This window comes from Streptomyces sichuanensis (assembly GCF_020328095.1).
GTDB classification, from domain to species: domain Bacteria; phylum Actinomycetota; class Actinomycetes; order Streptomycetales; family Streptomycetaceae; genus Streptomyces; species Streptomyces cinnamoneus.
On sequence record NZ_JAIXMK010000018.1, the window covers coordinates 32,514 to 58,953 of the forward strand.

18 protein-coding genes and 1 tRNA gene are annotated in these 26,440 nt (G+C 72.1%); 12 read left to right on the plus strand and 7 right to left on the minus strand.

Annotation, left to right across the window (positions count from 1 at the left end):
* The first annotated feature begins 71 nt into the window (after positions 1-71).
* The 9 genes from LE181_RS08765 (at position 72) to LE181_RS08805 (ending at position 16,370) form a co-directional block, all read left to right on the plus strand.
* Positions 72-542: an ATP-binding protein gene (locus tag LE181_RS08765; RefSeq protein WP_225660630.1), complete on the plus strand. Its 471-nt coding sequence runs from the start codon at positions 72-74 to the stop codon at positions 540-542.
* Between the two features lie 427 nt (positions 543-969).
* Entirely contained in the window at positions 970-3,363 is a 2,394-nt protein-coding gene (locus LE181_RS08770) for a sodium-translocating pyrophosphatase (protein WP_225660631.1), read from the plus strand.
* A 202-nt stretch (positions 3,364-3,565) separates the two neighbouring features.
* Positions 3,566-4,141 (plus strand): small secreted protein, encoded by a 576-nt coding sequence (locus LE181_RS08775; protein WP_225660632.1) that lies wholly within the window; start codon positions 3,566-3,568, stop codon positions 4,139-4,141.
* Between the two features lie 130 nt (positions 4,142-4,271).
* Positions 4,272-5,810, plus strand: coding sequence for a DUF7059 domain-containing protein (locus LE181_RS08780; protein WP_225660633.1), 1,539 nt, complete (start codon positions 4,272-4,274; stop codon positions 5,808-5,810).
* Between the two features lie 305 nt (positions 5,811-6,115).
* The gene (gene topA, locus LE181_RS08785) at positions 6,116-8,977 is read left to right on the plus strand and encodes a type I DNA topoisomerase (protein WP_225660634.1); all 2,862 of its coding nucleotides are present in this window, start codon (positions 6,116-6,118) and stop codon (positions 8,975-8,977) included.
* A 229-nt stretch (positions 8,978-9,206) separates the two neighbouring features.
* Entirely contained in the window at positions 9,207-12,833 is a 3,627-nt protein-coding gene (tmk, locus tag LE181_RS08790; RefSeq protein ID WP_225660635.1) for a dTMP kinase, read from the plus strand.
* A gap of 211 nt (positions 12,834-13,044) precedes the next feature.
* Positions 13,045-14,289, plus strand: a complete 1,245-nt coding sequence (locus tag LE181_RS08795) for a DNA polymerase III subunit delta' (protein WP_225660636.1) — start codon at positions 13,045-13,047, stop codon at positions 14,287-14,289.
* Between the two features lie 341 nt (positions 14,290-14,630).
* Positions 14,631-16,181, plus strand: coding sequence for an alpha/beta hydrolase (locus LE181_RS08800; protein WP_225660637.1), 1,551 nt, complete (start codon positions 14,631-14,633; stop codon positions 16,179-16,181).
* A 112-nt stretch (positions 16,182-16,293) separates the two neighbouring features.
* A tRNA-Thr gene (locus LE181_RS08805) sits at positions 16,294-16,370 on the plus strand.
* 187 nt (positions 16,371-16,557) lie between these two features.
* Here LE181_RS08805 and LE181_RS08810 read toward each other — a convergent pair.
* Complete coding sequence (locus LE181_RS08810) at positions 16,558-17,205, minus strand: ScbR family autoregulator-binding transcription factor (protein ID WP_225660638.1); 648 nt, start codon at positions 17,203-17,205, stop codon at positions 16,558-16,560.
* Between the two features lie 113 nt (positions 17,206-17,318).
* Here LE181_RS08810 and LE181_RS08815 point away from each other — a divergent pair, with 113 nt between their 5' ends.
* Entirely contained in the window at positions 17,319-18,401 is a 1,083-nt protein-coding gene (locus LE181_RS08815; RefSeq protein ID WP_225660639.1) for a ScbA/BarX family gamma-butyrolactone biosynthesis protein, read from the plus strand.
* Between the two features lie 80 nt (positions 18,402-18,481).
* Here the strand turns inward: LE181_RS08815 and LE181_RS08820 are convergent, their stop codons facing one another.
* Complete coding sequence (locus tag LE181_RS08820; protein WP_225660640.1) at positions 18,482-19,255, minus strand: SDR family NAD(P)-dependent oxidoreductase; 774 nt, start codon at positions 19,253-19,255, stop codon at positions 18,482-18,484.
* 410 nt (positions 19,256-19,665) lie between these two features.
* Between LE181_RS08820 and LE181_RS08825 the strand changes: the two genes are divergently transcribed.
* Complete coding sequence (locus LE181_RS08825; RefSeq protein WP_225660641.1) at positions 19,666-20,766, plus strand: type III polyketide synthase; 1,101 nt, start codon at positions 19,666-19,668, stop codon at positions 20,764-20,766.
* 347 nt (positions 20,767-21,113) lie between these two features.
* Here LE181_RS08825 and LE181_RS08830 read toward each other — a convergent pair whose 3' ends face one another.
* The 3 genes from LE181_RS08830 to LE181_RS08840 all read right to left on the minus strand — a co-directional run bounded on the left by LE181_RS08830 (position 21,114) and on the right by LE181_RS08840 (position 24,830).
* On the minus strand, positions 21,114-22,940 hold the full coding sequence (locus tag LE181_RS08830) for a S8 family serine peptidase (RefSeq protein ID WP_225660642.1): 1,827 nt from the start codon (positions 22,938-22,940) through the stop codon (positions 21,114-21,116).
* A 249-nt stretch (positions 22,941-23,189) separates the two neighbouring features.
* On the minus strand, positions 23,190-23,645 hold the full coding sequence (locus tag LE181_RS08835) for a tellurite resistance TerB family protein (RefSeq protein WP_225660643.1): 456 nt from the start codon (positions 23,643-23,645) through the stop codon (positions 23,190-23,192).
* Between the two features lie 156 nt (positions 23,646-23,801).
* Entirely contained in the window at positions 23,802-24,830 is a 1,029-nt protein-coding gene (locus tag LE181_RS08840; RefSeq protein ID WP_225660644.1) for a rod shape-determining protein, read from the minus strand.
* Between the two features lie 466 nt (positions 24,831-25,296).
* Between LE181_RS08840 and LE181_RS08845 the strand changes: the two genes are divergently transcribed.
* A complete protein-coding gene (locus LE181_RS08845; protein ID WP_372458295.1) occupies positions 25,297-25,629 on the plus strand; it encodes a UBP-type zinc finger domain-containing protein in 333 nt (110 codons plus the stop codon).
* Positions 25,630-25,859: 230 nt separating this feature from the next.
* On the opposite strand, the gene rpsN is transcribed toward LE181_RS08845, so the two are convergent.
* Both rpsN and rpmB read right to left on the minus strand, forming a co-directional pair.
* Positions 25,860-26,165: a 30S ribosomal protein S14 gene (rpsN, locus tag LE181_RS08850; RefSeq protein WP_225660646.1), complete on the minus strand. Its 306-nt coding sequence runs from the start codon at positions 26,163-26,165 to the stop codon at positions 25,860-25,862.
* On the minus strand, positions 26,165-26,401 hold the full coding sequence (gene rpmB / locus LE181_RS08855; RefSeq protein ID WP_225660647.1) for a 50S ribosomal protein L28: 237 nt from the start codon (positions 26,399-26,401) through the stop codon (positions 26,165-26,167). The genes rpsN and rpmB overlap by 1 nt, the downstream gene beginning before the upstream one ends.
* Between the last annotated feature and the right edge of the window lie 39 nt (positions 26,402-26,440).

Here is a 26,440-nt window from a genome sequence, read left to right on the forward strand (position 1 = left end):
CGTCCCCTCTGCGAGTTCGTCCTGTTCCCGATGAGGGAAGGGGGCAGGCAGGTACCACCGAGGGGGATGGCATGGCCACCGTCGAACTGCTCTTCAGTGCCCTTCCCGAGCATGTCCGCACGGCCAGGCTCGTCGCGGCCGCGGTGGCGCGCCGGGCCGGGGTCGACGAGGCAGTGCTCGACGAGGTCCGGCTCGCCGTCGGCGAGGCGTGCTCGCGCGCGGTGGGCCTGCACAACACCCAGGGGATCTCCAGCCCGGTGCGAGTCGTGCTGATCGAGGACGAGAAGAAGTTCTCCATCGAGGTCGCCGACGACGCGCCGCGCCCCGCCGCCGTTGCCGCCGCGCTGGCGAGAGCCGCGTCGGGCGCCGCCAAGCCGTCCGGCCCCGGTGCGGTCGCGGAGGACATCGGCGTCGACAGTGACGACGACATGGGCCTCGCCGTGATCAGCGGGCTCGTCGACGACGTCGAGGTGACGGCCGACGAGAGCGGGGGGCTGATCCGCATGAGCTGGCCTACGGCGTCCACGACCGCCCTGCCGTAGGGCGACCGCCCCCGTCCGCCGTAGTCGGCCGCGCCGCGTGCGCCGTAATCCCGGTGGGCGGGCCGTGGAGGGCCGCGCCGATGCGGTCTGCATCCCTTCCGCCGGAGCCCCGCCAGAGCCCCGTGGGGGCCGTGTGGACGGCGGAATTGTGGTTGATGCTTCCACAAAACCGCCGAATGGCTCATCGATCTTCACTCATCGATCAATTCCCCCGCCGCGCCTCCATGGCTCGCACACGGATCACATTTCCGATCTTCACTTGCGCAGTCTCATTCCGGTTCCCGCGCTCTGTTTTGATCTCGTCATGCTCCCTACAATCCGTGCATCTTGAGCTCAGGACGCCTGAGCGTGGCGGCCGTTCCTGCGGTGGTGCCTCATGTCGCGGGTCCCGGCTACGCGCCCATGTGCCAAACGTCAGGGAGGACGAATGGCGGGGCCCTTTACCCCTCAACAGGTGGACTTCACTCAGAATCTCGCGGTCGAGCTGACCGAGGGCAATCGCACCCTGGTGCTGGTGATCGCGGCCGTGGCAGTCGCCGCACTCGCGGTGGCCGTGGTGCTGGTGCGTCAGGTGCTCGCGGCGAGCGAGGGCACCGACAGCATGAAGAGAATCGCCGCGGCGGTGCAGGAAGGCGCGAACGCCTATCTCGCGCGGCAGTTGCGCACCCTCGGCGTCTTCGCCGTGATCGTGTTCTTCCTGCTCATGCTGCTGCCCGCCGACAACGGGTCGCAGCGCATGGGCCGTTCGCTGTTCTTCCTGGTCGGTGCGCTGTTCTCCGCGGCCACCGGCTATATCGGCATGTGGCTCGCGGTGCGCAGCAATGTGCGCGTGGCGGCCGCGGCGCGTGAGGCGACACCTGCCGAGGGGGAGCCGGAAAAGGATCTGACGGCGGTATCGCACCGGGCCATGAAAATCGCGTTCCGCACGGGCGGCGTCGTCGGCATGTTCACCGTGGGCCTCGGACTGCTGGGCGCCTCCTGCGTCGTGCTGGTCTACGCGGCCGATGCGCCCAAGGTGCTGGAGGGATTCGGCTTCGGTGCGGCGCTGCTGGCGATGTTCATGCGCGTGGGCGGCGGCATCTTCACCAAGGCCGCCGACGTCGGTGCCGACCTGGTCGGAAAGGTCGAGCAGGGCATCCCCGAGGACGACCCGCGCAACGCGGCCACCATCGCCGACAACGTGGGTGACAACGTCGGGGACTGCGCGGGCATGGCGGCCGACCTCTTCGAGTCGTACGCCGTCACGCTCGTCGCCGCACTCATCCTCGGCAAGGCCGCCTTCGGCGACGCCGGACTCGCCTTCCCGCTGCTCGTGCCCGCCATCGGCGTGCTCACGGCCATGATCGGCGTCTTCGCGGTGGCACCGCGCCGCAGCGACCGCAGCGGGATGACCGCCATCAATCGCGGTTTCTTCATCTCCGCCGTCATCTCCCTCGTGCTGGTGGCGGTGGCCGTGTTCGTCTATCTGCCGTCCAGCTACGCCGACTTGAAGGGCATCGGCGACGCGGCCATCAGCTCCCACGACGGCAATCCGCGCGTGCTCGCGCTCGTGGCCGTCGCCATCGGCATCGTCCTCGCCGCGCTCATCCAGCAGCTGACCGGCTACTTCACCGAGACCAGCCGGCGGCCCGTGCGGGACATCGGCAAGACCTCCCTGACCGGCCCCGCGACCGTCATCCTGTCCGGCATCTCCATCGGCCTGGAGTCCGCGGTCTACTCGGCGGTGCTGATCGCGCTCGGCGTGTACGGGGCGTTCCTGCTGGGCGGCACCTCGATCATGCTGGCGCTGTTCGCCGTCGCCCTCGCGGGCACGGGTCTGCTCACGACGGTCGGTGTCATCGTCGCCATGGACACCTTCGGGCCGGTCTCCGACAACGCGCAGGGCATCGCGGAGATGTCCGGCGACGTCGAGGGCGCGGGCGCGCAGGTGCTCACCGACCTCGACGCCGTGGGCAACACCACCAAGGCGATCACCAAGGGCATCGCCATCGCCACGGCCGTCCTGGCGGCGTCGGCGCTGTTCGGTTCGTACCGCGACGCGATCGCGACGGCCGTGGCGGACGTGCGCGCGGACGCCGGGGAGCTCGGACTCAGCCTGGACATCTCGCAGCCCAACAACCTGGTGGGCCTGGTCCTCGGCGCGGCCGTCGTCTTCCTCTTCTCCGGCCTGGCCGTCAACGCGGTGTCGCGGTCGGCGGGCGCGGTGGTCTACGAGGTGCGGCGGCAGTTCCGCGAGCACCCGGGGATCATGGACTACAGCGAGAAGCCGGAGTACGGGCGCGTGGTGGACATCTGCACCAAGGACGCGCTGCGCGAACTGGCCACGCCCGGTCTGCTCGCCGTCATGGCGCCCATCGCCGTCGGCTTCTCGCTCGGCGTCGGCGCGCTCGGTTCGTACCTGGCCGGCGCCATCGGCACCGGCACCCTGATGGCGGTGTTCCTGGCCAACTCCGGTGGTGCCTGGGACAACGCCAAGAAGCTCGTCGAGGACGGCCACCACGGTGGCAAGGGCAGCGAGGCGCACGCGGCGACGGTCATCGGGGACACGGTCGGCGATCCGTTCAAGGACACCGCCGGCCCCGCGATCAACCCGCTGCTGAAGGTGATGAACCTGGTGGCGCTGCTCATCGCCCCGGCCGTCGTGAAGTTCTCGTACGGAGCCGACGCCAACAGGGGCCTGCGGATCGGCGTCGCGGTCCTGGCCATCGTCGTCATCGTGGGTGCGGTCTACGCCTCCAAGCGGCGCGGGATCGCCGTGGACGGCGACGACGGCAACGCCGAGCGGGCGGCCAAGCCCGTGGACCCGGCGGTGGTCTCCTGACGGCATCTCAGCCGTCCGCCGTGGACCACGGCGGGCACCGTATGCCTCCGGCACTCCCGGAGCCCGCGTCAGGTGCGGCGAACGCCACGCCAAGCTTGGTGCAAACGGCTCTAAACGGGGGCATACGGTGTGCTCGGCTCCTGTCCCGTGTCCTCTGGACGTGTAAGTTCCGGGGCCGAGAGCCATTGAAGGGACCGATCCGGTGAACAAGAAGCTTGTGGCTGCACTGTCCGGCGGGGCGGCACTTGTCCTGGCCCTGACGGGCTGCGGCGGGGGCGGCGACGACCAGTCCAAGAAACTCGACGAGTGGGCCAAGAGCGTCTGCGACCAGATGCAGCCTCAGGTCAAGAAGATCACGGACGCCAACTCCGCGATCGTGGGCCTCACGAACGAGGAGGACCCCAAGAAGATCCAGCAGACCGACTCGGCGGCCTTCCAGGCCAGCGCCGACGCCTACAAGGCCCTCGCCACCTCCGTCGACCGGGCGGGTGCCCCGCCGGTCAAGGACGGCGAAACCAGCCAGAAGAACGCCGTCAAGGCGCTCAACGACCTCTCCGGGGCGTACGGGGGTCTGAAGAAGCGCATCGACGAGCTGGACACCGGTGACCAGGCGAAGTTCGGCGAGGGCCTCAAGGGCATCGCCGCCGACATCAGCAAGCTCACCAGCCGCAGCGACGAGGCGCTCAAGAAGCTGCAGTCCGGCGACGTCGGCAAGGCCATGGCCAAGCAGCCGGGTTGCAAGCGGACGTCGGTCTCCCCGTCGGCGACCAAGCAGTAGCCAAGCAGTAGCCGAGCAGTAAGCCGAGCAGCAACGACGACCGGAACCGGGTCGGCCCCGCCCGGCGCCGCGCCGCAGCGGCGGCGCCGGGCTTTCGCCGTTTGCGCGGGGCGCCCCCGACAATGGTTCCGTGAGTACGACGCACCTTCCCACCGCCGACCCGGCGCGCACCGCCCGCCTGCGCGACGCCCTGCTGGCGGCCGCCTTCACGGCCGACGGTCTCCTCGACCTGCTCGGCGCCTCCGCCTACGCCGCGCTCGCCCGCAGCGAGACCGTCCCCGCCCTGCGCGCCACCCGCGGCGACGGCCCCCTGGAGACGCTGGTCCGGCTCTTCCTGCTGCAGCGCCCCATCCCTTATGCGCGGGCCGCCGTGGTCCTGCCCGTCGAGGACTGCCTCGAAGACGGCTGGCTGGTGCGCGACGCCGCGGACGGCGGGCTCGTACGGGCGAGCGTGGACGTCCGCCCGTACGGCGGTCCCGAGGGGCAGGACTGGTGGATCGTCTCCGACCTGGGCTGCGCCGTCGGCGGCGCGGGCGGCATCGCCGGGGGCGGCGCCGGCCCCTCGGGCGTGGACCGTTCGGAGCTCGTCCTCGGGGTGGGCGGCGCGTCCACCACCCTGGCCGGGATCACCGTCCGCACGCCCGTCGCCGACGCCCTCGACCTCGGCACCGGCTCCGGCATTCAGGCGCTGCACGCCGCCCAGCACGCCACCCGGGTCACCGCCACCGACCTCAACCCGCGTGCGCTGCACATCACACGGCTCACGCTCGCACTCTCCGGCGCGCCCGAGGCCGACCTGCGCCAGGGCTCCCTCTTCGAGCCGGTCGCCGACCGGACGTACGACCTGATCGTGTCGAACCCGCCGTTCGTCATCTCGCCCGGCGCGCGGCTGACCTACCGCGACGGCGGCATGGGCGGTGACGACCTGTGCCGCACGCTGGTGCAGCAGTCGGCCGACCGGCTCAACGACGGCGGCTACTGCCAGCTCCTCGCCAACTGGCAGCACGTCGGGGGCGAGGACTGGCGCGAGCGGATCTCGTCGTGGGTGCCGCGCGGCTGCGACGCCTGGATCGTCCAGCGCGAGGTGCAGGACATCGCGCAGTACGCCGAGCTGTGGCTGCGTGACGGCGGCGACCACCGTGCCGGTCCGCAGGAGTACGCGGCCCGCTACGACGCATGGCTGGACGAGTTCGAGGCCCGGGGGACCAAGGGCGTCGGATTTGGCTGGATCACGTTGCGCAAATCCGGCTCGGATACGCCCTCCGTGATCGCCGAGGAGTGGCCGCACCCCGTCGAGCAGCCGCTGGGCGCGACCGTACGGGAGCACTTCGAGCGCCAGGACTTCCTGCGCCGGCACGACGACGCGGCGCTGCTCGCGACGCGTTTCCGGCTGGCCGACCAGGTCGTGCAGGAGCAGGTCGGGCTGCCGGGCGCCGAGGACCCCGAGCACGTCGTGCTGCGGCAGAACCGCGGCATGCGCCGTGCCACCAAGGTGGACACGGTCGGTGCGGGCTTCGCCGGCGTGTGCGACGGCTCACTGCCCGCGGGCCGCATCCTCGACGCCATCGCCCAGCTCGTCGGCGAGGACGCGGTGAGCCTGCGGGACCGCACGCCGGAGGCGATCCGGATGCTCGTCGAGCAGGGCTTCCTCCTGCCGGTGGCCGGCTGACGCGTGACGAGGAGGAATATGGAAGGGGGTCGTCAGACCCACGAGAAGGGAAAAAGGAGGGGTCGTGTTCGCGTCACGTTCCCTCGTCCCCGGGCGTTCTGGGCGTGACCGCACGTGTCAGGGCCGTCACACTCACGGTGTGACGGTCCGGGCGGCAGACAGGACGCTTGTCGGGTTACCGTTCGAGTGGCGTTGCGGGCTTTTTCCGTTTGACACGGGGGCGGGATGTACCGTCACACTCCGCAGCGTCACCAACGCCCAGACCGAAACGCCCACACCGAGTGTCGACCGGAAGAAGAGCGAAGTTGTCCCCGACCAGCGAGACCGCACAGGGCGGCCGCCGACTCGTCATCGTCGAGTCGCCTGCCAAGGCGAAGACGATCAAGGGCTACCTCGGCCCCGGATACGTCGTCGAGGCGAGCGTCGGGCACATCCGTGACCTGCCGAACGGGGCCGCCGAGGTCCCGGCGAAGTACAAGGGCGAGCCCTGGGCCCGGCTCGGCGTGAACGTCGACGCCGACTTCCAGCCGATCTACGTCGTCAACACCGACAAGAAGGATCAGGTCAAGAAGCTCAAGGAGCTGCTGGCCGAATCCGACGAGCTCTTCCTCGCCACCGATGAGGACCGCGAGGGCGAGGCCATCGCCTGGCACCTGCAGGAAGTCCTCAAGCCCAAGGTCCCGGTCCGCCGGATGGTCTTCCACGAGATCACCAAGGACGCGATCCAGGCCGCCGTGGCCAACCCGCGCGAGCTGAACAAGAAGCTCGTCGACGCCCAGGAGACCCGCCGCATCCTCGACCGCCTCTACGGCTACGAGGTCTCGCCGGTCCTGTGGAAGAAGGTCATGCCCCGGCTGTCCGCCGGCCGCGTGCAGTCCGTCGCCACCCGCCTCGTCGTCGAGCGCGAGCGCGAGCGCATCGCCTTCCGCTCCGCCGAGTACTGGGACCTGACCGGCACCTTCGCCACGGGCCGGGCCGGCGACGCCGGCGACCCGGGCAGCTTCACCGCCCGCCTGAGCGCCGTCGACGGCCGCAGGGTGGCCCAGGGCCGTGACTTCGGCTCCACCGGACAGCTCAAGGACGGCGCGCAGGTCCTGCACCTGGACGAGGCCAACGCCCGCGCGCTGGCCGCGGCCCTGGAGCAGTCGTCCTTCTCCGTGCGGTCCGTCGAGTCCAAGCCGTACCGCCGCTCCCCGTACGCGCCGTTCCGCACCACCACGCTGCAGCAGGAAGCCTCGCGCAAGCTGGGCTTCGGTGCGAAGGCGACCATGCAGGTGGCCCAGAAGCTGTACGAGAACGGCTTCATCACCTATATGCGTACGGACTCCACCACCCTGTCCGAAACGGCGGTCGGTGCCGCCCGCGCACAGGTCACGCAGCTGTACGGCGCCGACTACCTGCCGGACAAGCCGCGCACGTATGCCGGGAAGGTCAAGAACGCGCAGGAGGCGCACGAGGCGATCCGTCCTTCGGGTGATCGTTTCCGCACCCCCGCGGAGACCGGTCTGACCGGCGACCAGTTCCGCCTCTACGAGCTCATCTGGAAGCGCACCGTCGCCTCCCAGATGAAGGACGCGACCGGCAACTCCGTCACCGTGAAGATCGCCGGCCGGGCGAGCGACGGCCGGGACGCCGAGTTCAGCGCCTCCGGCAAGACCATCACCTTCCACGGCTTCATGAAGGCGTACGTCGAGGGCGCCGACGACCCCAACGCCGAGCTCGACGACCGCGAGCGCCGGCTGCCGCAGGTCTCCGAGGGCGACGCGCTGACGGCCGACGAGATCACCGCCGACGGCCACGCCACCAAGCCCCCGGCCCGCTACACCGAGGCGTCGCTGGTCAAGGAGCTGGAGGAGCGGGAGATCGGCCGCCCGTCGACGTACGCGTCGATCATCGGCACGATCCTCGACCGCGGCTACGTCTTCAAGAAGGGCACGGCGCTCGTGCCGTCCTTCCTGAGCTTCGCCGTCGTCAACCTGCTGGAGAAGCACTTCGGCCGACTGGTCGACTACGACTTCACCGCCTCCATGGAGGAGGACCTCGACCGCATCGCCCGCGGCGAGGCCCAGGCCGTGCCGTGGCTGCGCCGCTTCTACTTCGGCGAGGGCCCGGAGGGCGGCGCCGCCGACGCCGGCAACGGCGACGGCGACCACCTCGGCGGTCTCAAGGAGCTCGTCACCGACCTGGGCGCGATCGACGCCCGCGAGGTGTCCTCCTTCCCCGTCGGCAACGACATCGTGCTGCGCGTCGGCCGCTACGGCCCGTACGTGGAGCGCGGCGAGAAGGACGCCGAGGGCCACCAGCGCGCCGACGTGCCGGGCGACCTCGCCCCCGACGAGCTGTCCGTGGAGTACGCCGAGGAGCTGCTGGCCAAGCCCAGCGGTGACTTCGAGCTGGGCGCCGACCCGGCCACCGGCCACCAGATCGTCGCCCGCGACGGCCGCTACGGCCCGTACGTCACGGAGGTCCTCCCGGAGGGCACCCCGAAGACGGGCAAGAACGCCGTCAAGCCGCGCACGGCCTCGCTCTTCAAGTCCATGGCCCTCGACACGGTGACGCTGGAGGACGCGCTCAGGCTGATGTCCCTGCCGCGCGTCGTCGGCAAGGACGCCGAGGGCGTGGAGATCACCGCGCAGAACGGCCGCTACGGTCCCTACCTGAAGAAGGGCACGGACTCGCGCTCGCTGGAGAGCGAGGACCAGATCTTCGGCATCACGCTGGAGGAGGCCCTCGCCATCTACGCGCAGCCCAAGCAGCGCGGGCGGGCCGCAGCCAAGCCGCCGCTGAAGGAGCTGGGCACCGACCCGGTCAGCGAGCGTCCGGTCGTGGTCAAGGACGGCCGCTTCGGCCCGTACGTCACCGACGGCGAGACGAACGCGACGCTGCGCCGGGACGACGACGTCGAGACGATCACGCCGGAGCGCGGCTACGAGCTGCTGGCGGAGAAGCGCGCCAAGGGCCCGGCGAAGAAGACCGCGAAGAAGGCGCCGGCGAAGAAGGCGGCGGCCAAGAAGGCGCCGGCGAAGAAGACCGCCGCCAAGAAGACGGCGGCGAAGAAGACGACGGCGACGAAGAAGACCGCCGCGGCGAAGAAGACGACCGCCAAGAAGACGACGGCGAAGACCGCCGCCGCGGCGAAGGCTTCGGCTGCTGCGGACGCCGAGTAGGCGCAGACAGGCCGTCCCGCTTCGCGCTCCCCGTGGCGCGCGAGGTCGGTGTGAGCCCGGTGCTTGAGGTTGACGTACGGAGGGCGGTGGGCCGGATTTCCGGTCCGCCGCCCTCCGGCGTTCCCCGGACTGTCCGCCGCTCGTTCAACCCGCTTCAGTTCGTTCACACGTTCGCGTGAGCGGTCCGGGGAGGCATCACGTATCGGGGCACTCCGGATAGGCTGGCAGGATGACGCGAGCCGAGCAGCCACCAGTGGACACCCCCACATCCGGAGCACTCGCCGCGGACTCCCGCGAGCGTGCCGTACGAGCCCTGCTGCGCTTCCGTCCGCTCAGGCGGTTGTGGAGCGCCCAGTTCGCCGGCGGCGTCGGTGACGCCCTCGCCCTTCTCGTGCTCCTGCTGCTGGCGCTGCAGGCGGCGGTCGCGGAGGGCTCCCTCGGGGGTGGTTACCGGGGCGCGGCCCTCGCGGTCGCCGCCGTCATCGGCGCGCGGCTGCTCGCGACGCTGCTCCTCGGCGCGGTCCTGCTCGGCCCGCTCTCCACGCTCTTCGCCCCCGCCGGTCCGCTCGACCGCCGCTGGACCATGATCGGCGCGGACGGGGTGCGGCTCGCGCTGCTCGCCGTCGCGCCCACGTGGCTCGACTGGACCGGCGACAAGGCGCTCGTGTGGCTGCTGGTCACGGCCTTCGTCGTCGGCGGCGCCGAGCGCGTGTGGACGGTGGCCAAGGACGGGGCCGTGCCCGGGCTGCTGCCCGCGCCGCCGCCGGAGGGCGCCGCCGTGCGGCCGCTGCCGGACCACCACGAGGCGCTGCGGCGGCTGTCGCTCCGCACGACCTTCGTCGCGCTGCCCGTCGCGGCGGCCGGGCTCGTGGCCGTCACGCTCGTCAGCAATCTGTTCGGCTCCGGGATCGGCTGGTTCCACGAGCACCAGGCGGCGCTCGCCTCGTACCTCGCCGCCGGGCTCTTCGCGACCTCGGCCGCGTTCCTGTACGTCCTCCGGCTGCCTGTCCTCCCCGAGGGCGTGCAGGCCCCGCGCGTCCGCTCTCCGCTGGAGGGGATGCGCCGTCCGAAGACCGCCCAGGGCCTGCCCGACAAGGGCCGTACGGGCGCGATCCCGGTGCTCGTCCTGGCCTGCGCGGCCGTCGCGGGTGCGGTCGCCGCGGCCGTCGGCGTCGCCGCGCTCCAGGCCATGGACCTCGGCGGCGGCCCGGTCGCCTTCGGGCTGCTCGTCCTCGCGCTCTCCGGCGGCCCGGTCGCCGGCATCCGCGGTGCCCGCCGGGTGCTGCCCGGCTTCTCGCGGCGCCGTCTGCTCGCGCTGGCCCTCGCCCTGACCGGCCTGGCCCTGCTGGCCGCCGGCCTGGTGCCCGACGCCACGACCGTCCTGCTGCTCGTCGTGCTGGCGGGCGTCGGCGCCGGTGTCGTCGCCAACACCGGCCACACCCTGCTCGACCAGGAGACGGAGGAGTCCCGGCGGGCCCGCACGACCGAGCACCTGCACGCCGTCGTCCGCGTCACCGTCGCACTGGGCGCGATCGCGGCACCGGTGCTGGCCGCGGCCATCGGGCCGTACCGGATCGAGCAGGGCAGCTTCGTCTTCTCGCACGGCGGGGCGGCGTTCACGCTCATGCTCGTCGGCGCGCTGCTGCTGCCCGTCGGCGCACTGGTCCTGGGCCGGACGGACGACCGGCACGGCGTGCCCTTCCACAAGGACTTGCTGGACTCGCTGCGCGGTGGTGACCCGTCCGAGGGAGCCAGCAGCAGCGGTTTCTTCATCGCCTTCGAGGGTGGTGACGGCGCCGGCAAGTCCACGCAGGTGCAGGCGATCGCCGACTGGATCCGGGCCAAGGGCCACGAGGTCGTCGTCACGCGGGAGCCCGGCGCCACGGCGATCGGCAAGCGGCTGCGCGCCATCCTGCTGGACGTCTCGTCCGCCGGCCTGTCCGACCGCGCGGAGGCACTGCTGTACGCCGCCGACCGCGCCGAGCACGTCGACTCCGTCGTACGTCCCGCCCTGGAGCGCGGCGCGGTCGTCATCACCGACCGCTACATCGACTCGTCCGTCGCCTACCAGGGCGCAGGTCGCGACCTCTCCCCGACCGAGATCGCCCGCATCTCGCGCTGGGCGACGGACGGGCTCGTCCCGCACCTGACGGTGCTGCTGGACGTCTCGCCGGAGACCGCACGCGAACGCTTCACGGAGGCGCCGGACCGGCTGGAGTCCGAGCCGGCGGAGTTCCATCAGCGGGTGCGGACGGGCTTCCTGACCCTGGCCGCCGCCGACCCCGCCCGCTACGTGGTGGTGGACGCCGGGCAGGAGCCGGAGGCCGTCACCACGGTCGTCCGTCACCGCCTCGACCAGATGCTGCCGCTGTCCGCGGCGGAGATCGAGGCCCGGGAGGCGGCCCGCAAGGCGGCCGAGGAGGAAGCGCGGCGCAAGGCCGAGGCGGAAGCCGCCCGCCGGGCCGAGGAGGCGCTCCGCGAGCGCGAGCGCCAGGAGCAGCTCGCCCGGCTGCGCGCGGAGGAAGAGGAGCGCAAGCGGCGCGAGGCCGAGGAGGCCGAGCGACGCGAAGCCGAACGTCAGGCGGAGGAGGCCCGCCGCCGCGCCGAGGAGGCCCGCAAGGCGGCCGAGGAGGAGCGCCTGCGCAAGCAGGCGGAGGAGGAGGCCCGCTTGCGGGCCGAGGCCGAGGAACGCCGCCTGGAGAAGCAGCGCAGGGCCGAGGAGGCCCTGCTGCGCGCGGAGCGCGCGCGGGTGGCCGCGGAAGCGGCGGCTGCAGCGGCCGTGGCGGCGGAGGCACCGGCCGGCACGCCGGGTGACGCTCCGACGGTGGAGACGCCGTTGCCGCCGCGGGCTCCGGCCGGAGCGACCGGGGACGGGGAAGCGCCCACGGTGGAGAGGCCCACGGTGGAGCGGTCGTCGCTGCGGTCGCTGCGCAAGACCGACGACGCGCGGGGCACGGACGGCACGCAGGGCGGCGGGCGTGACGGCACGCAGGACGGCATGCAGGACGGCATGCACGATGCCGGGGCGCGTGGTGCCGCCGACGCGGACGCACTGACCGTAGAGACGCCGGCGCCGAGGACGAGCGACGACGTGCGGGACGCGCGCGTGCGGCCCGCCGGCACGCCCGCGCCGCGGGCTGCCGGTGCCGATGCCGACGCCGCGGGGCGAGCCCCCGTCGTCGGGACCGCTTCGCTCCGCAAGGCGGCCGCGCCTGCGGCCGAGGCACCCGTTCCGCGGGTCACCGACCAGCGGAACGCCGGAACGGGCCGGCGCGCCGAGTCGCGCCCGTCCGCCGCCGCTGCGGACGACGCGCCGACCGTGGAGACGCCGGCGCCGCGCAGGCCCGAGGAGGGCGGCGGCGCCGACGAGACGCAGACCCTGCAGTCGCCGGTCGTGCACCGGCCCGATCCGCGGGAAGCGGTGCTGAGGCCCGTGGACCCGGGCACGGACGACGAGACGGCGGTACTCCCGCCCGTACCGGTCCTCGGCGGGCCGGCACAGCGCGTCACCTGGGGCGTCGAGCCCAAGGCGACCGACGGCGGCGCAGGCCAGGACGAGACGGCCGTACTGCCGAAGACGCCGGCCCGGCCGGAGCCTTCGGCCCGGCCGGAGAACCCGGCCGACCGGGTGCCGGACTGGCTGTTCCGCCCCGATGACGCGGCACCGGCCGAAGCGGAGCCGGAGCGGACGCGCGAGCTGCCGCCCGTCACCGGCGACGGTACGTACGAGCAGGGCCCCGCCCGTCGGCGCCGCCGCCCGGAATGGGCAGAGGACGACGCCCCCACCCTCGCGGACGACCTCCTCGGCCGCCGCGACGACGGCTCGACGGACGACGAGGGACGTCGGGGCCGGTAGGCCCGCGAGGCCGCCCGCCTGGTGCTGCGTTCTGCGCTGCACCGGGCGCGGCTGCCGGGCGGAAGTCGCTTCAAGAGTGCCGGGCCATCCACACCGGGGTGCTCGCTCGTCGCCGCCGTCGTCTGGTTCGGGGTGTCAGTGGGGTGGCCCACAATGGAAAGCCGCAAGACGGACGGCAGTGGGTAGTAGCGGCGGCGCGTGGAGGACAGCCATGGCGGTGTGGGACGACCTGGTCGGCCAGGACCGGGTGATCGAGCAGCTCGCCGCTGCCGCGCGTGACGCGGACGCCCTGGTCACCGCCGAGGCGGCGGGGTCGGCTCCGCCGTCGGAGGCGTCGGAGGCGTCGGAGGCGTCGGCACCGGCGTCCAGGATGACGCACGCGTGGCTGTTCACCGGGCCCCCCGGTTCCGGCCGGGCCACCGCCGCCCGGGCCTTCGCCGCCGCCCTGCAGTGCGTCAGCCCGGACCGGGCCTTCGGCGGCGCCCCGGGCTGCGGTTTCTGCGAGGGCTGCCACACCACCCTGGTCGGTACGCACGCCGACGTCGAGATCGTCCGCACGGACGTCCTGTCCATCGGCGTCAAGGACACGCGTGAGCTCGTCCGTCGCGCCCAGCTGTCGCCCGCCGGCGGCCGCTGGCAGGTCATCGTCATGGAGGACGCGGACCGGCTGACCGAGGGCGCCGGCAACGTCCTCCTCAAGGCGGTCGAGGAGCCCGCTCCGCGCACGGTGTGGCTGCTGTGCGCGCCGTCGCTGGAAGACGTGCTGCCGACGATCCGGTCCCGTTGCCGGTCGCTGACCCTGCGCACCCCGCCCGTGGCCGCGGTCGCGGACATCCTCGTCCGCCGGGACGGCATCGAGCCGGCGCTCGCAGCACAGGCCGCACAGGCCACGCAGGGGCACATCGGCCGCGCCCGCCGCCTTGCCACCGACGAGCGCGCCCGGGCCCGCCGTGCGGCCGTCCTGAAGATGCCGCTGCGCGTGGCGGACATGGGCGGTTGCCTCAAGGCGGCCCAGGAGCTCATCGACGCCGCCGCCGAGGACGCCAAGCAGGTCGCCGAGGAAGTCGACACCAAGGAGACCGAGGAGCTGCGGGCGGCGCTCGGCGCCGCGGCCGGCACCGGCGGCCGTCTGCCGCGCGGCACCGCGGGTGCGATGAAGGAGCTCCAGGACCGGCAGAAGCGTCGCGCGACCCGCACCCAGCGCGACAGCCTCGACCTCGCCCTGTCCGACCTCACCGGGTTCTACCGCGACGTGCTGGCGATCCAGCTCGGCTCGCGCGTCGCCCTCGCCAACGCGGACGCCCGTGACACCCTGGAGCGGGTCGCCTCGGCCTCCCGGCCGGAGGGAACGCTGCGCCGCATCGAAGCGATCAGCGCCTGCAGACAGGCGCTCGACCGCAACGTCGCCCCGCTGCTCGCGGTCGAGGCGATGGCAGTGGCCCTGCGCGCGGGCTGACGCGGAGGAACGGGCGGACAAGCGGATCAGCGGACTAGTACGGCCGAGGCGGGGCACACCGCAGGTTGGGTGATTCCTCACTCGTACGAGGCGTAGTCGCCCGTAAGGCTGGCCAACCGGGGTATCGGTCCGGATACGCTCCGTATTGCCCGTGTAGGTCCTACGCATTTACGTATGTACGACATGTGACGTATGTCGTCGGTACGTCGGCATGCCGGCCCGCTCGCTCGTCCCGGTCGGCATGTCCGCACGGCACCGCACCACGCCGCGTCTCCCCGTGCGTCCGTCCCGTGCCGCAGGTCCTGCCCTGCCACCTGTCTCCCACACAGAGGGACCAGCCGATGGACACCAGCCGCCTGCTCCGCGTCTCCGGCACACTGGCCGCGACCGCGGCCCTGCTCGTCTCCGCCGCCGTCTCGGGAGGTGCGGCGCCGAGCGCGGCGGCATCGGGCAGAGCACACGAGGAAGTGCCCACCGCCTTGCGCCCGTACTACGAACAGAAACTCAGCTGGCACGCCTGCCCCGGCAAGCGCAGGGACTTCGAGTGCGCGACGCTGCGGGCGCCGCTGGACTACGCCGCGCCCTCCACCGGCAGCGACCTCAAGCTCGCCGTCTCCCGCAAGAAGGCGACCCGCCCCGGCAAGCGCCTGGGCTCGCTCATGGTCAACCCCGGCGGCCCGGGCGGCTCCGCGATCGGCTTCCTCCAGGGGTACGCGGCCTCCTCGTACCCCGCCTCCGTCCGCGCCCGCTACGACATGGTGGCCATGGACCCGCGCGGCGTGGCGGCCAGCGAGCCCGTCACCTGCCTCTCCGATGCCGACATGGACGCCTTCACCCAGGTCGACGCCACCCCGGACGACGCCGCCGAGGTCCGCGAACTCACCGCGGCGTACCGGGGCTTCGCGGAAGCCTGCGCCGAGCACTCGGGCAAGCTGCTCCGCCACGTCTCCACCGTCGAGGCCGCCCGCGACATGGACGTCTTCCGTGCCGTCCTCGGCGACGACAAGCTGCACTACGTCGGCGCCTCCTACGGCACGTTCCTCGGCGCCACCTACGCCGGCCTCTTCCCGTCCCGCGTCGGCAGGCTCGTCCTCGACGGGGCGCTGGACCCGTCCCTCAGCGCCGAGCAGGTCAACCGCGAGCAGACGGCAGGCTTCCAGACCGCCTTCGCCTCCTTCGCCGAGGACTGCGCCCAGCACGACGACTGCCCGCTCGAAGCCGGCGGCCGGACCGAGATCGCGAGCAGCCGCCTCAAGATGTTCTTCGACGAGGTCGACCGGCGCCCGCTTCGTACCGGTACGTCCCGGCAGCTGACCGAGAGCCTCGCCACCACCGGTGTGATCTCCGCCATGTACGACGAGGCGACCTGGCCCATCCTCCGCAAGGCCCTGCGCTCCGCCCAACGCGGGGACGGCGCCCTGCTGCTCCGGCTCTCCGACGCCTACTACGAGCGCAACGAGCACGGCGCCTACGCCAACCTCATGCCCGCCAACTCGGCCGTGAACTGCCTCGACCTGCCGCCCGCCTTCCAGACCCCAGGCGCCGTCCGCCGCTCCCTCGCCGACTTCGAGAAGGCGTCCCCCGCCCTCGGCACGAGCTTCGCCTGGGCCGCGCTGAGCTGCGCGTACTGGCCCGTCCCAGCCGTCGGCACCCCTCACCGCATCACGGCCCCGGGCGCCGCTCCCATCCTCGTCGTCGGCACCACCCGCGACCCCGCCACCCCCTACCCCTGGGCCCGCGCCCTCGCCTCCCAGCTCTCCTCGGGCCGCCTCCTCACCTACGACGGCGACGGCCACACCGCCTACACCCGCGGCAGCTCCTGCGTCGACTCCGCGATCAACGACTACCTGCTCACCACCACCCCGCCCCCCACGTCCCGCAAGTGCTCCTGACCCACCCCCTGACCTGCCCGGACCCCTCCCGGACCACCGTGTGCGGAGCACCTCGGAAAACTGTGTAAACTTGGGCCCGCTGCTGATGCCGACCCCGGCTTTCCGCAGCGGTGCCGCCTTAGCTCAGTTGGCCAGAGCAACGCACTCGTAATGCGTAGGTCTCGGGTTCGAATCCCGAAGGCGGCTCCATCATCGGAAAGGCCACCCTGAACGTTCAGGGTGGCCTTTCCGCGTTCCGCGTTACGTGTTCCGTAGGTGCCGGCGCAGGCCGACGCCCCGGCGGTGTGCGCCGGGGCGGTGGCGGGCGGTGGCGGGGGGATCCGGGGCCGTGGCGCCCGGCCCGGGCCGTTCGGGCAGCTCGGGCCGTTCGGGTCGGTCAGGCGTGGCTTGCCGACTCCGCGGCTGCTGCCCGGAGGCGGAGGGGGCGCTCGGGAGAGACGTCGAGGCGGGCCAGGACCGTGGGCACGGCGATGTTCGGCAGCAGGAGCTGGAAGAGCAGCGAGATCTCACGGACCAGCTCCGTGGGCTCCGCCACGGCCTCCGAGATCAGCTGAACGCCCGTCCAGGCGCCGACCAGCAGTCGCGAGGTCTCCACCGGGTCGATGTGCGGCAGCGTCTCGCCGCGGGCCTTCGCGTCCGCGAGGAGCTCGGCGCCGACGGTGATCCAGTCCGGCCAGCTGGTGCCGAACAGCGCGCGGGCCCGCATGTCGACCGACAGCCGGATCGAGGCGCGCAGCATCGGCTCACGGGGCAGCCGGTAGGCGAGCAGCAGCGAAGTGTCCAGCAACTCCTGCAACTTGAACTGCTGCGGTACCACGCCCTCCGTCGTCACAGCCTCGCCGAGAACGCCACGAGCAAGATCTTCTTTTGAGCTGAAATGGAAGTACAGGGCACCCCGCGTCACATCGGCGCGGGCAAGGATCTGGGAAATCGTGGCCGCTTCGTAACCGCACTCGTCGAAGACTCTCCCGGCAGCTTCCAGAATCACCTGCCGGGTCCGGATTGCGCGCTCCTGCTGCGCCACGGAAACCCCTCCTTCTCTTCAACGGCCCCCATTGGAATGTACCAATAGGTAGGTATCTTAGGCGGCCAGTCTCTTCGTGCTCAGTCCTACGTCTTGGCGCCCCAGGGGGGATCATGTCCGTAACTCTGCAGCAATCCTGCACGCTGGTGCCCGGAATTCCGAAATCGGCAACCGGTTCCGGTGGGCTGACACTCCCGGCCCATGCGGAGAACTCCGGACGGGCCGCCGCAGAAGTACCCGGAACGTCCCATTCCGCCGCCTCCCACCTGGGCGAGGGCCGGATCGCCAAGGAACTCGTCCACTTCCACGACGAGGAATCCGTCCTCGTCTACGGCTGGGCCCGTCGCGGCCCCCGGGAATTCACGCTCGCCGTCGAGTGGCCCGGCAGCACATCGGGCCGCCGGCCCGATCCCGTGCTCGCCGCACAGACGGTGCGTCAGTGCGGACTCGCCATTTCCCATGCCGAGTTCGGCGTCCCTCTTGATCATCAATCGCTGCTGTGGGACCTGAACTACAGCATTGCCCCGACACTGCCCGCGGAGGGGAATGGATCACTGCGTCTCACCGTGGACCTGAGGTGTTCTCCGGCGAAAAACGGGCGAGGTGGCAGCCTCATCGGTGGCGAAACGATGGATTTCACCGTCCGGCAGGGCAGCCATGCGGTGATACGAGCCCACTCCCGTTCCGCCTGGATTTCCCCCGACGTCTATCGCCGGCTCCGCGGCCCGTACCTGTCGCCGGGGGGCGGCGGCTGGGGCGCGTGGGAGGTGCCGCCGCCGGTGCCCGCGGCGAGCGTGGGCTGCGGCTCGGCCGCGGAGGTCGTCCTGGCGGCCACCGACCGGCCGGGGACCTGGCTGCTGCGCAACGACGTCGCCAACAAGACCATGTTCGACCACCCCGTCGACCATGTACCCGGGCTGTCCCTCCTCGGAGCGGCCGCCCAGGCCGCCCAGGCGGCCGTCTCGCCGGCCGTCCTCGTGCCGGCGGACGTGACCACGTCCTTCAGCCGGTACGTCGAGTTCGACGCCCCTTGCCGGCTGAGCGCTGTGGTGCGGCCCGCCGGTGCCGTCAGTACGGGCGACGTCGCCGGTGGTGCCGGTGCTTCCGGTGCTTCTGGCTCGACGCTCGTCGAGGTCGTCGGCGAGCAGAACGGTGAGGCCGCCTTCCGGATCGGGCTGTGGGGGCCGCTGAACTGAGCGGGCGGCCCCCGCCGCTGTCCGTCCTCGCGCCCGGAGCCGCCGTCCCCCGGCCCGGGCGCAGTCACCGGTTCACCGGTTCACTGGTTGACGAAGCCGCCGTCCACCGGCATCACCACGCCCGTGAGGAACGGCGAGCGGTCGCTCAGCAGCCAGGCCACCGCCTCGGCGATCTCCTCGGGGTCGGCCGTCCGGGCCTGCGGCGTCATCGCGTTGACCATGTCCTCCAGGCCCGGGTTGCGGTCGAACCAGTCCGCCGTGATCTCGCTGCGCGTGGTCCCCGGCGCAACGGCGTTGACCCGGATGCCCTGTTTGGCGTACTCGTCGGCCGCGGCCCGGGTCAGTCCGACCACGGCGTGCTTCGACGCGATGTAGGGCGCGGCGGCGGGGATGGCGACCAGGCCGCCGACGCTGCTGTTGTTGACGATGGCGCCGCCCCCGTTCGCCAGCATCGCCGCCAGCTGGTGGCGCATGCAGTTCCACGTGCCGCGGACGTTGGTTTCCATGATCGCGTCATAGACGTCGGCGCCCATGAGGTGCATGGGGGTGCGGTCACCGCCGATGCCGGCGTTGTTGAAGGCCGCGTCCAGCCGCCCGTACCGCTCGACCGCGAACTCCACGGCGCGCCGCGCGTCCTCGTCCCGGGTGACGTCGGCGACGACGTACGCGGCCTCGGCGCCCTGGCTTCCCAGCTCCTCGACGAGGGCGGCCAGCCGTTCCTCGCGGCGGGCGGCCAGGACGACCGTCGCGCCCTCGCGCGCGAACACGCGGGCCGCCGCAGCGCCTATGCCGCTGCTCGCCCCGCTGATAAAGATCACTTTGCCGGAAAGGAGATGATTTCTCGTGCTGGTCATGGGTGTGCAGTGTGCCAGGGCGGACGACGGTTCCGGAGGGCGGCCCGGTGTGGCCCGGAGGGGGCTGGGGTCGGGGCCTGGCCGGGGCCGGAACGGGGCGGGTGAGGGGGCCGGGGCGGCCGGGTGAGTGGTGGGCGGCGGTCCTGGAGACGCGTGCGTGCGGTATCAGCTGTATTGATCGTATGTATGCCGTTTCTCCGTCAATTCTGTGGGAAAGCTGTGCCTTCCCCGTGGACTTCCCATGGCGTTCGACGGACGCCAGTTCACTTTGTGCTGATAAGTCCGCTCTTCGGGTGAACTTTCCGAGCATAGGTGTGGCGCGCTTCCCTGTGCGGCATGCACTGCACATAAGCTGGCACGCCTTTTCGGCGGCCCTGGGCATCGAGAACCGACGCGACTGGGAGGCCGTTATGGCGACACTTTGCAGACCGGCGATCGCCGTCCCCGAGCACGTGATCACGAGGGAGGAGACCCTCCACCTCGCGCGCACCCTCCACGGCGATCACCCGCAGCTGGAGCTCGCACTCCGGCTGATCGGCAACACGGGCGTGCAGAAACGACACCTCGTTCAACCGATCGAGGACACGCTCAAGCACCCCGGTTTCACCGTGCGGAACGCCCGCTACGAACGCGAGGCCAAGGCCCGTGTTCCCGACGTCGTCCGCCGGGCGCTCGACCACGCCGAGCTGACGACACGTGACATCGACCTGATCGTGTACGTCTCGTGCACCGGTTTCATGATGCCGTCGATGACCGCATGGCTGATCAACACCATGGATTTCCGAAACGAGACCCGGCAGTTGCCCATCGCGCAGCTGGGCTGTGCCGCGGGTGGCGCGGCCATCAACCGGGCGCACGACTTCTGTCAGGCGTATCCGCAGGCCAATGTGCTGATCGTTGCGTGCGAGTTCTGTTCACTGCTCTACCAGCCCACCGACCTGGGCGTCGGGAACCTCCTCTCCAACGGCCTCTTCGGCGACGCCCTGGCCGCGGCCGTCGTGCGCGGCGAGGGCGGTTCGGGCGTACGGATCGAGCGCAACGGCTCGCATCTCGTGCCCGACACCGAGGAGTGGATCTCCTACGGGGTCCGGGACACCGGCTTCCACTTCATCCTGGACAAGCGCGTGCCCGGGACGATGGCCATGCTCGCACCCGCCATGCGCGACATGGCGGAACCCCACCAGTGGGACGTCTCCAAGCTCGACTTCTACATCGTGCACGCCGGCGGCCCGCGCATCCTGGACGACCTCAGTCAGTACCTCGGCCTGGCGCCCGAAACGTTCCGCTACAGCCGGGAGACGCTCACCGAGCGCGGCAACATCGCCAGCGCGGTGATCTTCGACGCCCTGGAACGGCTCTTCGTCGACGGCGGCGCCCCGGCCGATGCCCGCGGCATCATCGCCGGCTTCGGGCCGGGCATCACCGCCGAGATCGCACTCGGCACGTGGACCGGCCCCAACCCCGGCCCCGGCGAGGACGAGCGGGACGCCATGGCGTCGGTGACGGTTTGAGGGAGGGCCTCGGCGAGTCCCTGGTGGCGGTGGGCCGATGCCGCCGGGGCGGCCGGCCGCGGCACGGTTGCCGGGCGCGTTGTCCCGCAGGGCCGGCGGCCTGCCGAGCCACGGGCCCGGCGCGGCTGGCCCCGGAGTCGATACCTGCCGGTGACGCCCGTTGGGCCCTGCCACCGGGCACCGTCGTCGGCCCGTCCGGCACGTCGCCGGACGGCGTGGCCTCGTGGCGGTGGCCGCCACGTGCGACGGGCTTTGACCTCGGCCCGGGCCGTCGCCCGTGACCGGCTTTGGCCTAGGCCCCGGCCTCCACGAGCAACCGCCCCCCAGGCCAACCCGATTGAGGCCGTCTACGGGCTGTCCGTGACGACCAGCCCGACGACCTTGTCGTCCGCGTACCAGACCCGCACGCTCCCGGTGCTCCCGGCGCGGCCGCTCGCGAACGCCGTGTGCACTGCCTGCCGTACCGCCGGATCCGGGCTGTCGAGCCCGCGCCACGCCCCGGCCACGTACAGCCGCAGCTGCGGTGGGCGCTCCGGAGGGTACGGAATGAGCTCGTCCCACAGGCGTTCGGCGGTGCCGGAGGCGACGCGCGAGGGCAGTAGCCGGCCGACGGCCGCGCGGATGTCCGGGCGGCTGCCGATCCGTTGCGACGCGGGCCGGCCCGGCGCGTCCTGCTGCCGCGAGCCCGTCGTCCGCAGCAACTGACGTGCCCGCGTCGGCGACAACGGTTCACGGCCCGCCGCCGCGAGCACCCCTTGGACCGTGGCCAACGCGCCCGCCACCATCGCCGAGGCGGCCGACGTGCCGCAGAAGACATCCGTGTACCAGACGTCCTCCTGCGCACCGCCCTGCAGATCGCCCGCGCCGTCGCCGTACCCGCCCGCGGTGGTCACCTCCAGGCCCCAGCCCTGGGCGTCCAGGCGCCCACCGTGGTTGGAGAACGCCAGCCGTGAGCGGTCCGGGCCGTGGTCCCGGCCGTGCGTGCCCGGGGGTGGCGCGCCCGCGCCGACGAGCACCGCGCCCGAGGAGGGGCCTGCGGCCCCGATCGGGTTGCGCCACCAGGACGGGAAGCCGTCCGGACGCGCCTCGTACAGCGGGTCGTCCAGGCACTCGCCGCCGTTCCCGCCGGCCGCCACGACCAGCACGCCACGGGCCGCGGCATAGCGGACGGCGGCGAAGTCGTCGGGCCACCACTCCAGTGGGATGCAGCCGCGCTGGTCGTCGCGGTGGCGGTAGCCGAACCGCGGGCCCGGCCGGTGCAGCGCCACCAGCACCAGTCCGCCCGGCGGCAGCCGGTCGGCCGCCGCGCACACCGCCCGGGCCGAACCGATGCCGGGGAAGGAGGCGGCGGCGGTGAGCGTGCCGGGGGCGATGCCGGTGATGCCGCGGCCCGTGCGGTCGCCGCCGACCACGCCGAGGGTGCTGGTGCCGTGGTTGCACCACGCCGGGTCCTCCAGGGGCGTACCGGCGACGATACCGGCGAGCTTGCGCCCCAGATCCGCGTGGCCGAGCCGCCAGGCGCCCTCCACGGCGACGACGCCCACGCCCTCGCCCGTACCGCCGGGCTGCGTCCACGCCCAGCGCGCGTCGACGCCGCCGGGGGCGGGACCGAGGTAGCCCTGGCGGGCGGTGAAGTCGGGGGTGGCGGTGGCCAGGGCCGTGTCACCCTCGCCGTGGGGGCCGTACGCGGGCAGGGCACCCGGTTTGACGTACGCCCCGTCGACCCCCGGCAGTACGGCCAGTCGGGCGGCCAGCTCGTGGTGATGGCGCTCGGTGCCGCGCACGCGGTGGAAGAGCGCCGGCAGCTCGTCGTCGTGCGCCGGCTCCCTGGAGCGATCCCCGGAGCGGCCCCCGGGACGGTCGTCGGAGCGGTCCCCGGGACGGTCGTCGGAGCGTCCGTATCCGAAGAGTGGTTCGAGGGTGAGCTGCTCGTCGGTCAGGAACCGGTTCAGCGCGGTCACGTCGGCGCCGGAATCGGAACGTATGCCTCCGGGGTGCGCGCGCAGGGCGGCGGCAGGGTCGGCGACCACGATCAGCTCGTGGTCGGCGGGGAGGTAGGTGAAGGCGCCGGGGTGGCCGGCGCGAGGGCCGTGGGCGGGGCCGCCGCTGGGACTGCCGTTGGGGCTGCCATAGGGGCCGCTCGTGCCGGGGCGGTGCTCTTGCCCGTCCGTCATGGGCCCACAATCTGCTGCGAGATCGCCGGGCGTGGCAAGGCGGTCGCGTCGGACAGCGCGGGAGACGGTCCGCCGGGGGAGTGCAGGCGGTACGAGCGCAGGTCACCCGGGGGGTGAACCGCGCCGCACCGCCCGAGGGCGGGGCGATTATGCGCCGTTGTCGGCAACAGGTGCGCTGCCGGACGCTCGCACGCCTTCCGGCCCGCCCGGCCCTCCCCGCCTTCCTGGCCCTCCCTGTTCTCGCAGGTGTCAGAGGTCGAACTCGGCCGGGTTGATGCCGAGCGCGAAGCACACCTCGCGGACAACGGCCTGTTCCGTCTTGTCGAAGTCGCCGTCGGCGCCGCCGATGACAATGCCGATCTGGATGACGGCGCGTGCCTCGGTCGGCTTCTTCTGGACCTTGCCGATGGTCTGCATGACGCTGACCTTGCCGAAGTCGAAATCGGCCGTCAGCTTCTGGCAATAGTCGTTGAAACGCGCCTGGAGGTCGTCCGCCGGGAAGTTCTGCAGAACGTCATTGGTGGCGATCAGCGAAGCGACGCGCTGCCGCTCGGAGGCATCGATCGAACCGTCAGCAGCCGCCACCAGGGCGCACATTGCCATGCTCGCGTCACGGAATGCGCCACTCTTGAGCTCGTTCTTCTTCGCCAGCAGCTGGCCCTGCATCGTCGTGGCCGAATCCTTGAGCCGGTCCCAGAGCGCCATGGTGCGTGTTTCTCCTTGTGAAATAGGGGTGCACCTGCAGAACTGTTCCGGGGGGTAAAGAAGTTCCCAAGGGGGCGGAGATGAGCCAAATCGAGCTTGGAGTGGGCTGGAAATGGGGGGCGGGGGCGTTGGCCTTCAGTTCGCGTCCCGCGTCCTTCAGCTCGTCATGGGGTCCAGATGAAGTGGCTTGATCTTTCCTTCGATCATGGCGCCCAGTCCGACCACGGAACAGACGTCGGGCTGGTCCGCGATACGGACGAACATGCCGGTCGCCTCTTCGATCATTGTGTCCAGCCCCGGCAGCATCGCACTGCCGCCCGCCAGCATGACGCCGCGTTCCGCGAGGTCGGCGACCAGGTCGGGCGGGCATTCGCGCAGCACCCGCCCGATGGCGTCGATCACGGCGGTGAGCGGCTTCTGGATGGCCTCGCGGACGTGCGCGGTGTTCACGAGGACCGTACGGGACAGGCCCGTGGCCACGTCCCGGCCGCGGACCTCCGTCTCGGCGCTGGCCGCGTAACGGTCGAAGAGGGCGAGGTGCAGCGGGTGCAGGCCCTGGGAGGGCAGCATCAGCTCGTGTTCGCTGCGCAGGTGCTGGATGACGGCGTAGTCGATCGCGTCGCCGCCGACCTGCACCTTCTCGGCCGCGACGATCGATCCGAGGGAGAGGACGGCGACCTGCGTGGACGCCGCCCCGCAGACGACGATCATCGATGCTTCCGGCTGTTCGACCGGCAGTCCGCAGCCGACTGCGGCGGCGATGAGCGTGTCGACGAGCTCGACGCGGCGCGCCCCGAGTGCGTTGAGCACCTCGACGGCGGCCCGCTGTGCGATCGGTTCGGCGTCGTGCGGGAGGCAGACGGCTGCGCGCAGCAGGGGTTTGCGCCGCCAGGCGCGGCGGATCTTGTCGTCGACGAGGAAGCGCAGCATGCGCTGGGCCATGTCGATGTCGACGACCGTGCCGCCGGAGATGGGGCGTACGACGCGGATGTGGCCGGGGGTGCGGCCGGCCATGCCGCCGGCGAGCGTGCCGACCGCGATCAGCGAGCCCGTTCGGGTGTTGATCGCGGCCAGGCTCGGTTCGTCCACGACCAGGCCGGTGTCCTTGAGGTAGACGCGGGTCCTGGCCGCCCCGAGGTCGACGGCTACGGTGCAGCGGCTCAGCTGGTCGAGGCTGAGGGTCATGGCGGGGTACCTGCCTGGGGTGCGACGGATCGGGGCCGTCCGATGGCGGCCCCTTCGGCCATGGTGCAAGGAGGCGCGCCGCACTGCCCGCTGGAATGCGCCGCCCGGGGGAGCGGCGATGACGGGCTGTCAGGGTGGTGTGGGGGTGGAGGGGTGCGGGGTGCGGGGGTGCGGGATTGCGAAGTGGGGTCACGGGGCTGGGGGGCTCCCCCTCCCCCCAGCCCCCGCCCTCCCCCCAGCTCCCCCCGACCTTCCGTGCCTCCCCCCGTTGGCGGCACGGCCGGTCTGTGGGCCGGGAGCGGAGACGAACACCCCCGTCGCCCGTCTCCGTTCCCCGGCTCACGGAAGTGAGTTTGCCAGCAGGGTCTGACAATCGCGCTGACCTCGGGTTTCGCCACGCATGGGGGTGGCTCCCGTCGCGCGGAGGGGCGCGTGCGGGCCTACGCTCGGAGACATGAGCGAGCCAATGGCATGGCAGGTCGCCGCCGATGTCGAGGGCCGTCCCACCGGTCGTGAGTGCACACACCTGGACGAGGCCCGGGAGGTGTTGGCGAGCACGACGGAGGGCTGCGAGGAGTGCCTGCGCATCGGGTCCACCTGGGTGCACCTGCGCGAGTGCCTCGTCTGCGGGCATGTGGGCTGCTGCGACAGCTCCCCGAAGCGGCACGCGAGCGCCCACGCGCACAATGTGCCCGGACACGACCTCGCACGGTCCTACGAACCGGGCGAGGACTGGGCCTGGTGTTACGCGGACGAGCTGCTCCTCGTCCCGACGTCCGCCACCGGTACGGACGGATAGGCCGGGCGGGCGCCGGCCGCCCACCGCCGACCGCCCACCCGGTACCTACGGCCGCCGCACGCGCCGGCCGTAGGCCGCCTCTGCCCGGGCACCTGCCGTAGCGGCCGTCGACGGCGGCCCGCCCCTGCGGGTCGTGGGTACGATCCCGGCTGCCTGGGCCTGGGTGCCCCGGTCCGGCTCGGCCGCCCAGGCCCAGGCCCGCCCGAGCCCAGCCGCCGCCCCCCGAGCCCCTACCAGCTCGACTTCCGCACCCCCGGCAAGTACCCCGCATGCGCCTGCTCGCGGAGGTTGATGCGGGAGAGGCCGAAGGCGCGGAAGTAGCCGCGGGGGCGGCCGTCGGCTGCGTCGCGGTTGCGGACGCGCGTGGCGCTCGCGTCGCGCGGCTGGCGGCTCAGTTCGCGCTGGGCGGCCTCGCGCTCGCCGGTCGGCGTCTGCGGGTTGCGGATGACCGCCTTCAGGAGTGCGCGGCGGGCGGCGTACCGCGCGACGATCAGCCGCCGCGCCTCGTTCTTCGCGATCTTGCTCTTCTTCGCCATCAGACGTTCCCTCCTCGTGCGCGGATGCGGGCCACCGCGGCCTCGATGCCGATCCGGTCCACCGTCTTGATCCCCTTCGCGCTCAGCGTCAGCCGGACGTGGCGCCCCTCGCTCGCGAGCCAGTAGCGCTTGCGCTGGACGTTCGGGTCGAAGCGGCGGCTCGTGCGCCGGTGGGAGTGGGAGACGGAGTTGCCGAATCCGGGCTGCCGTCCGGTCAGTTGGCAGTGGGCGGACATGACGCACACCTCCTAATGAAAATGGAAACCATTTCTGTA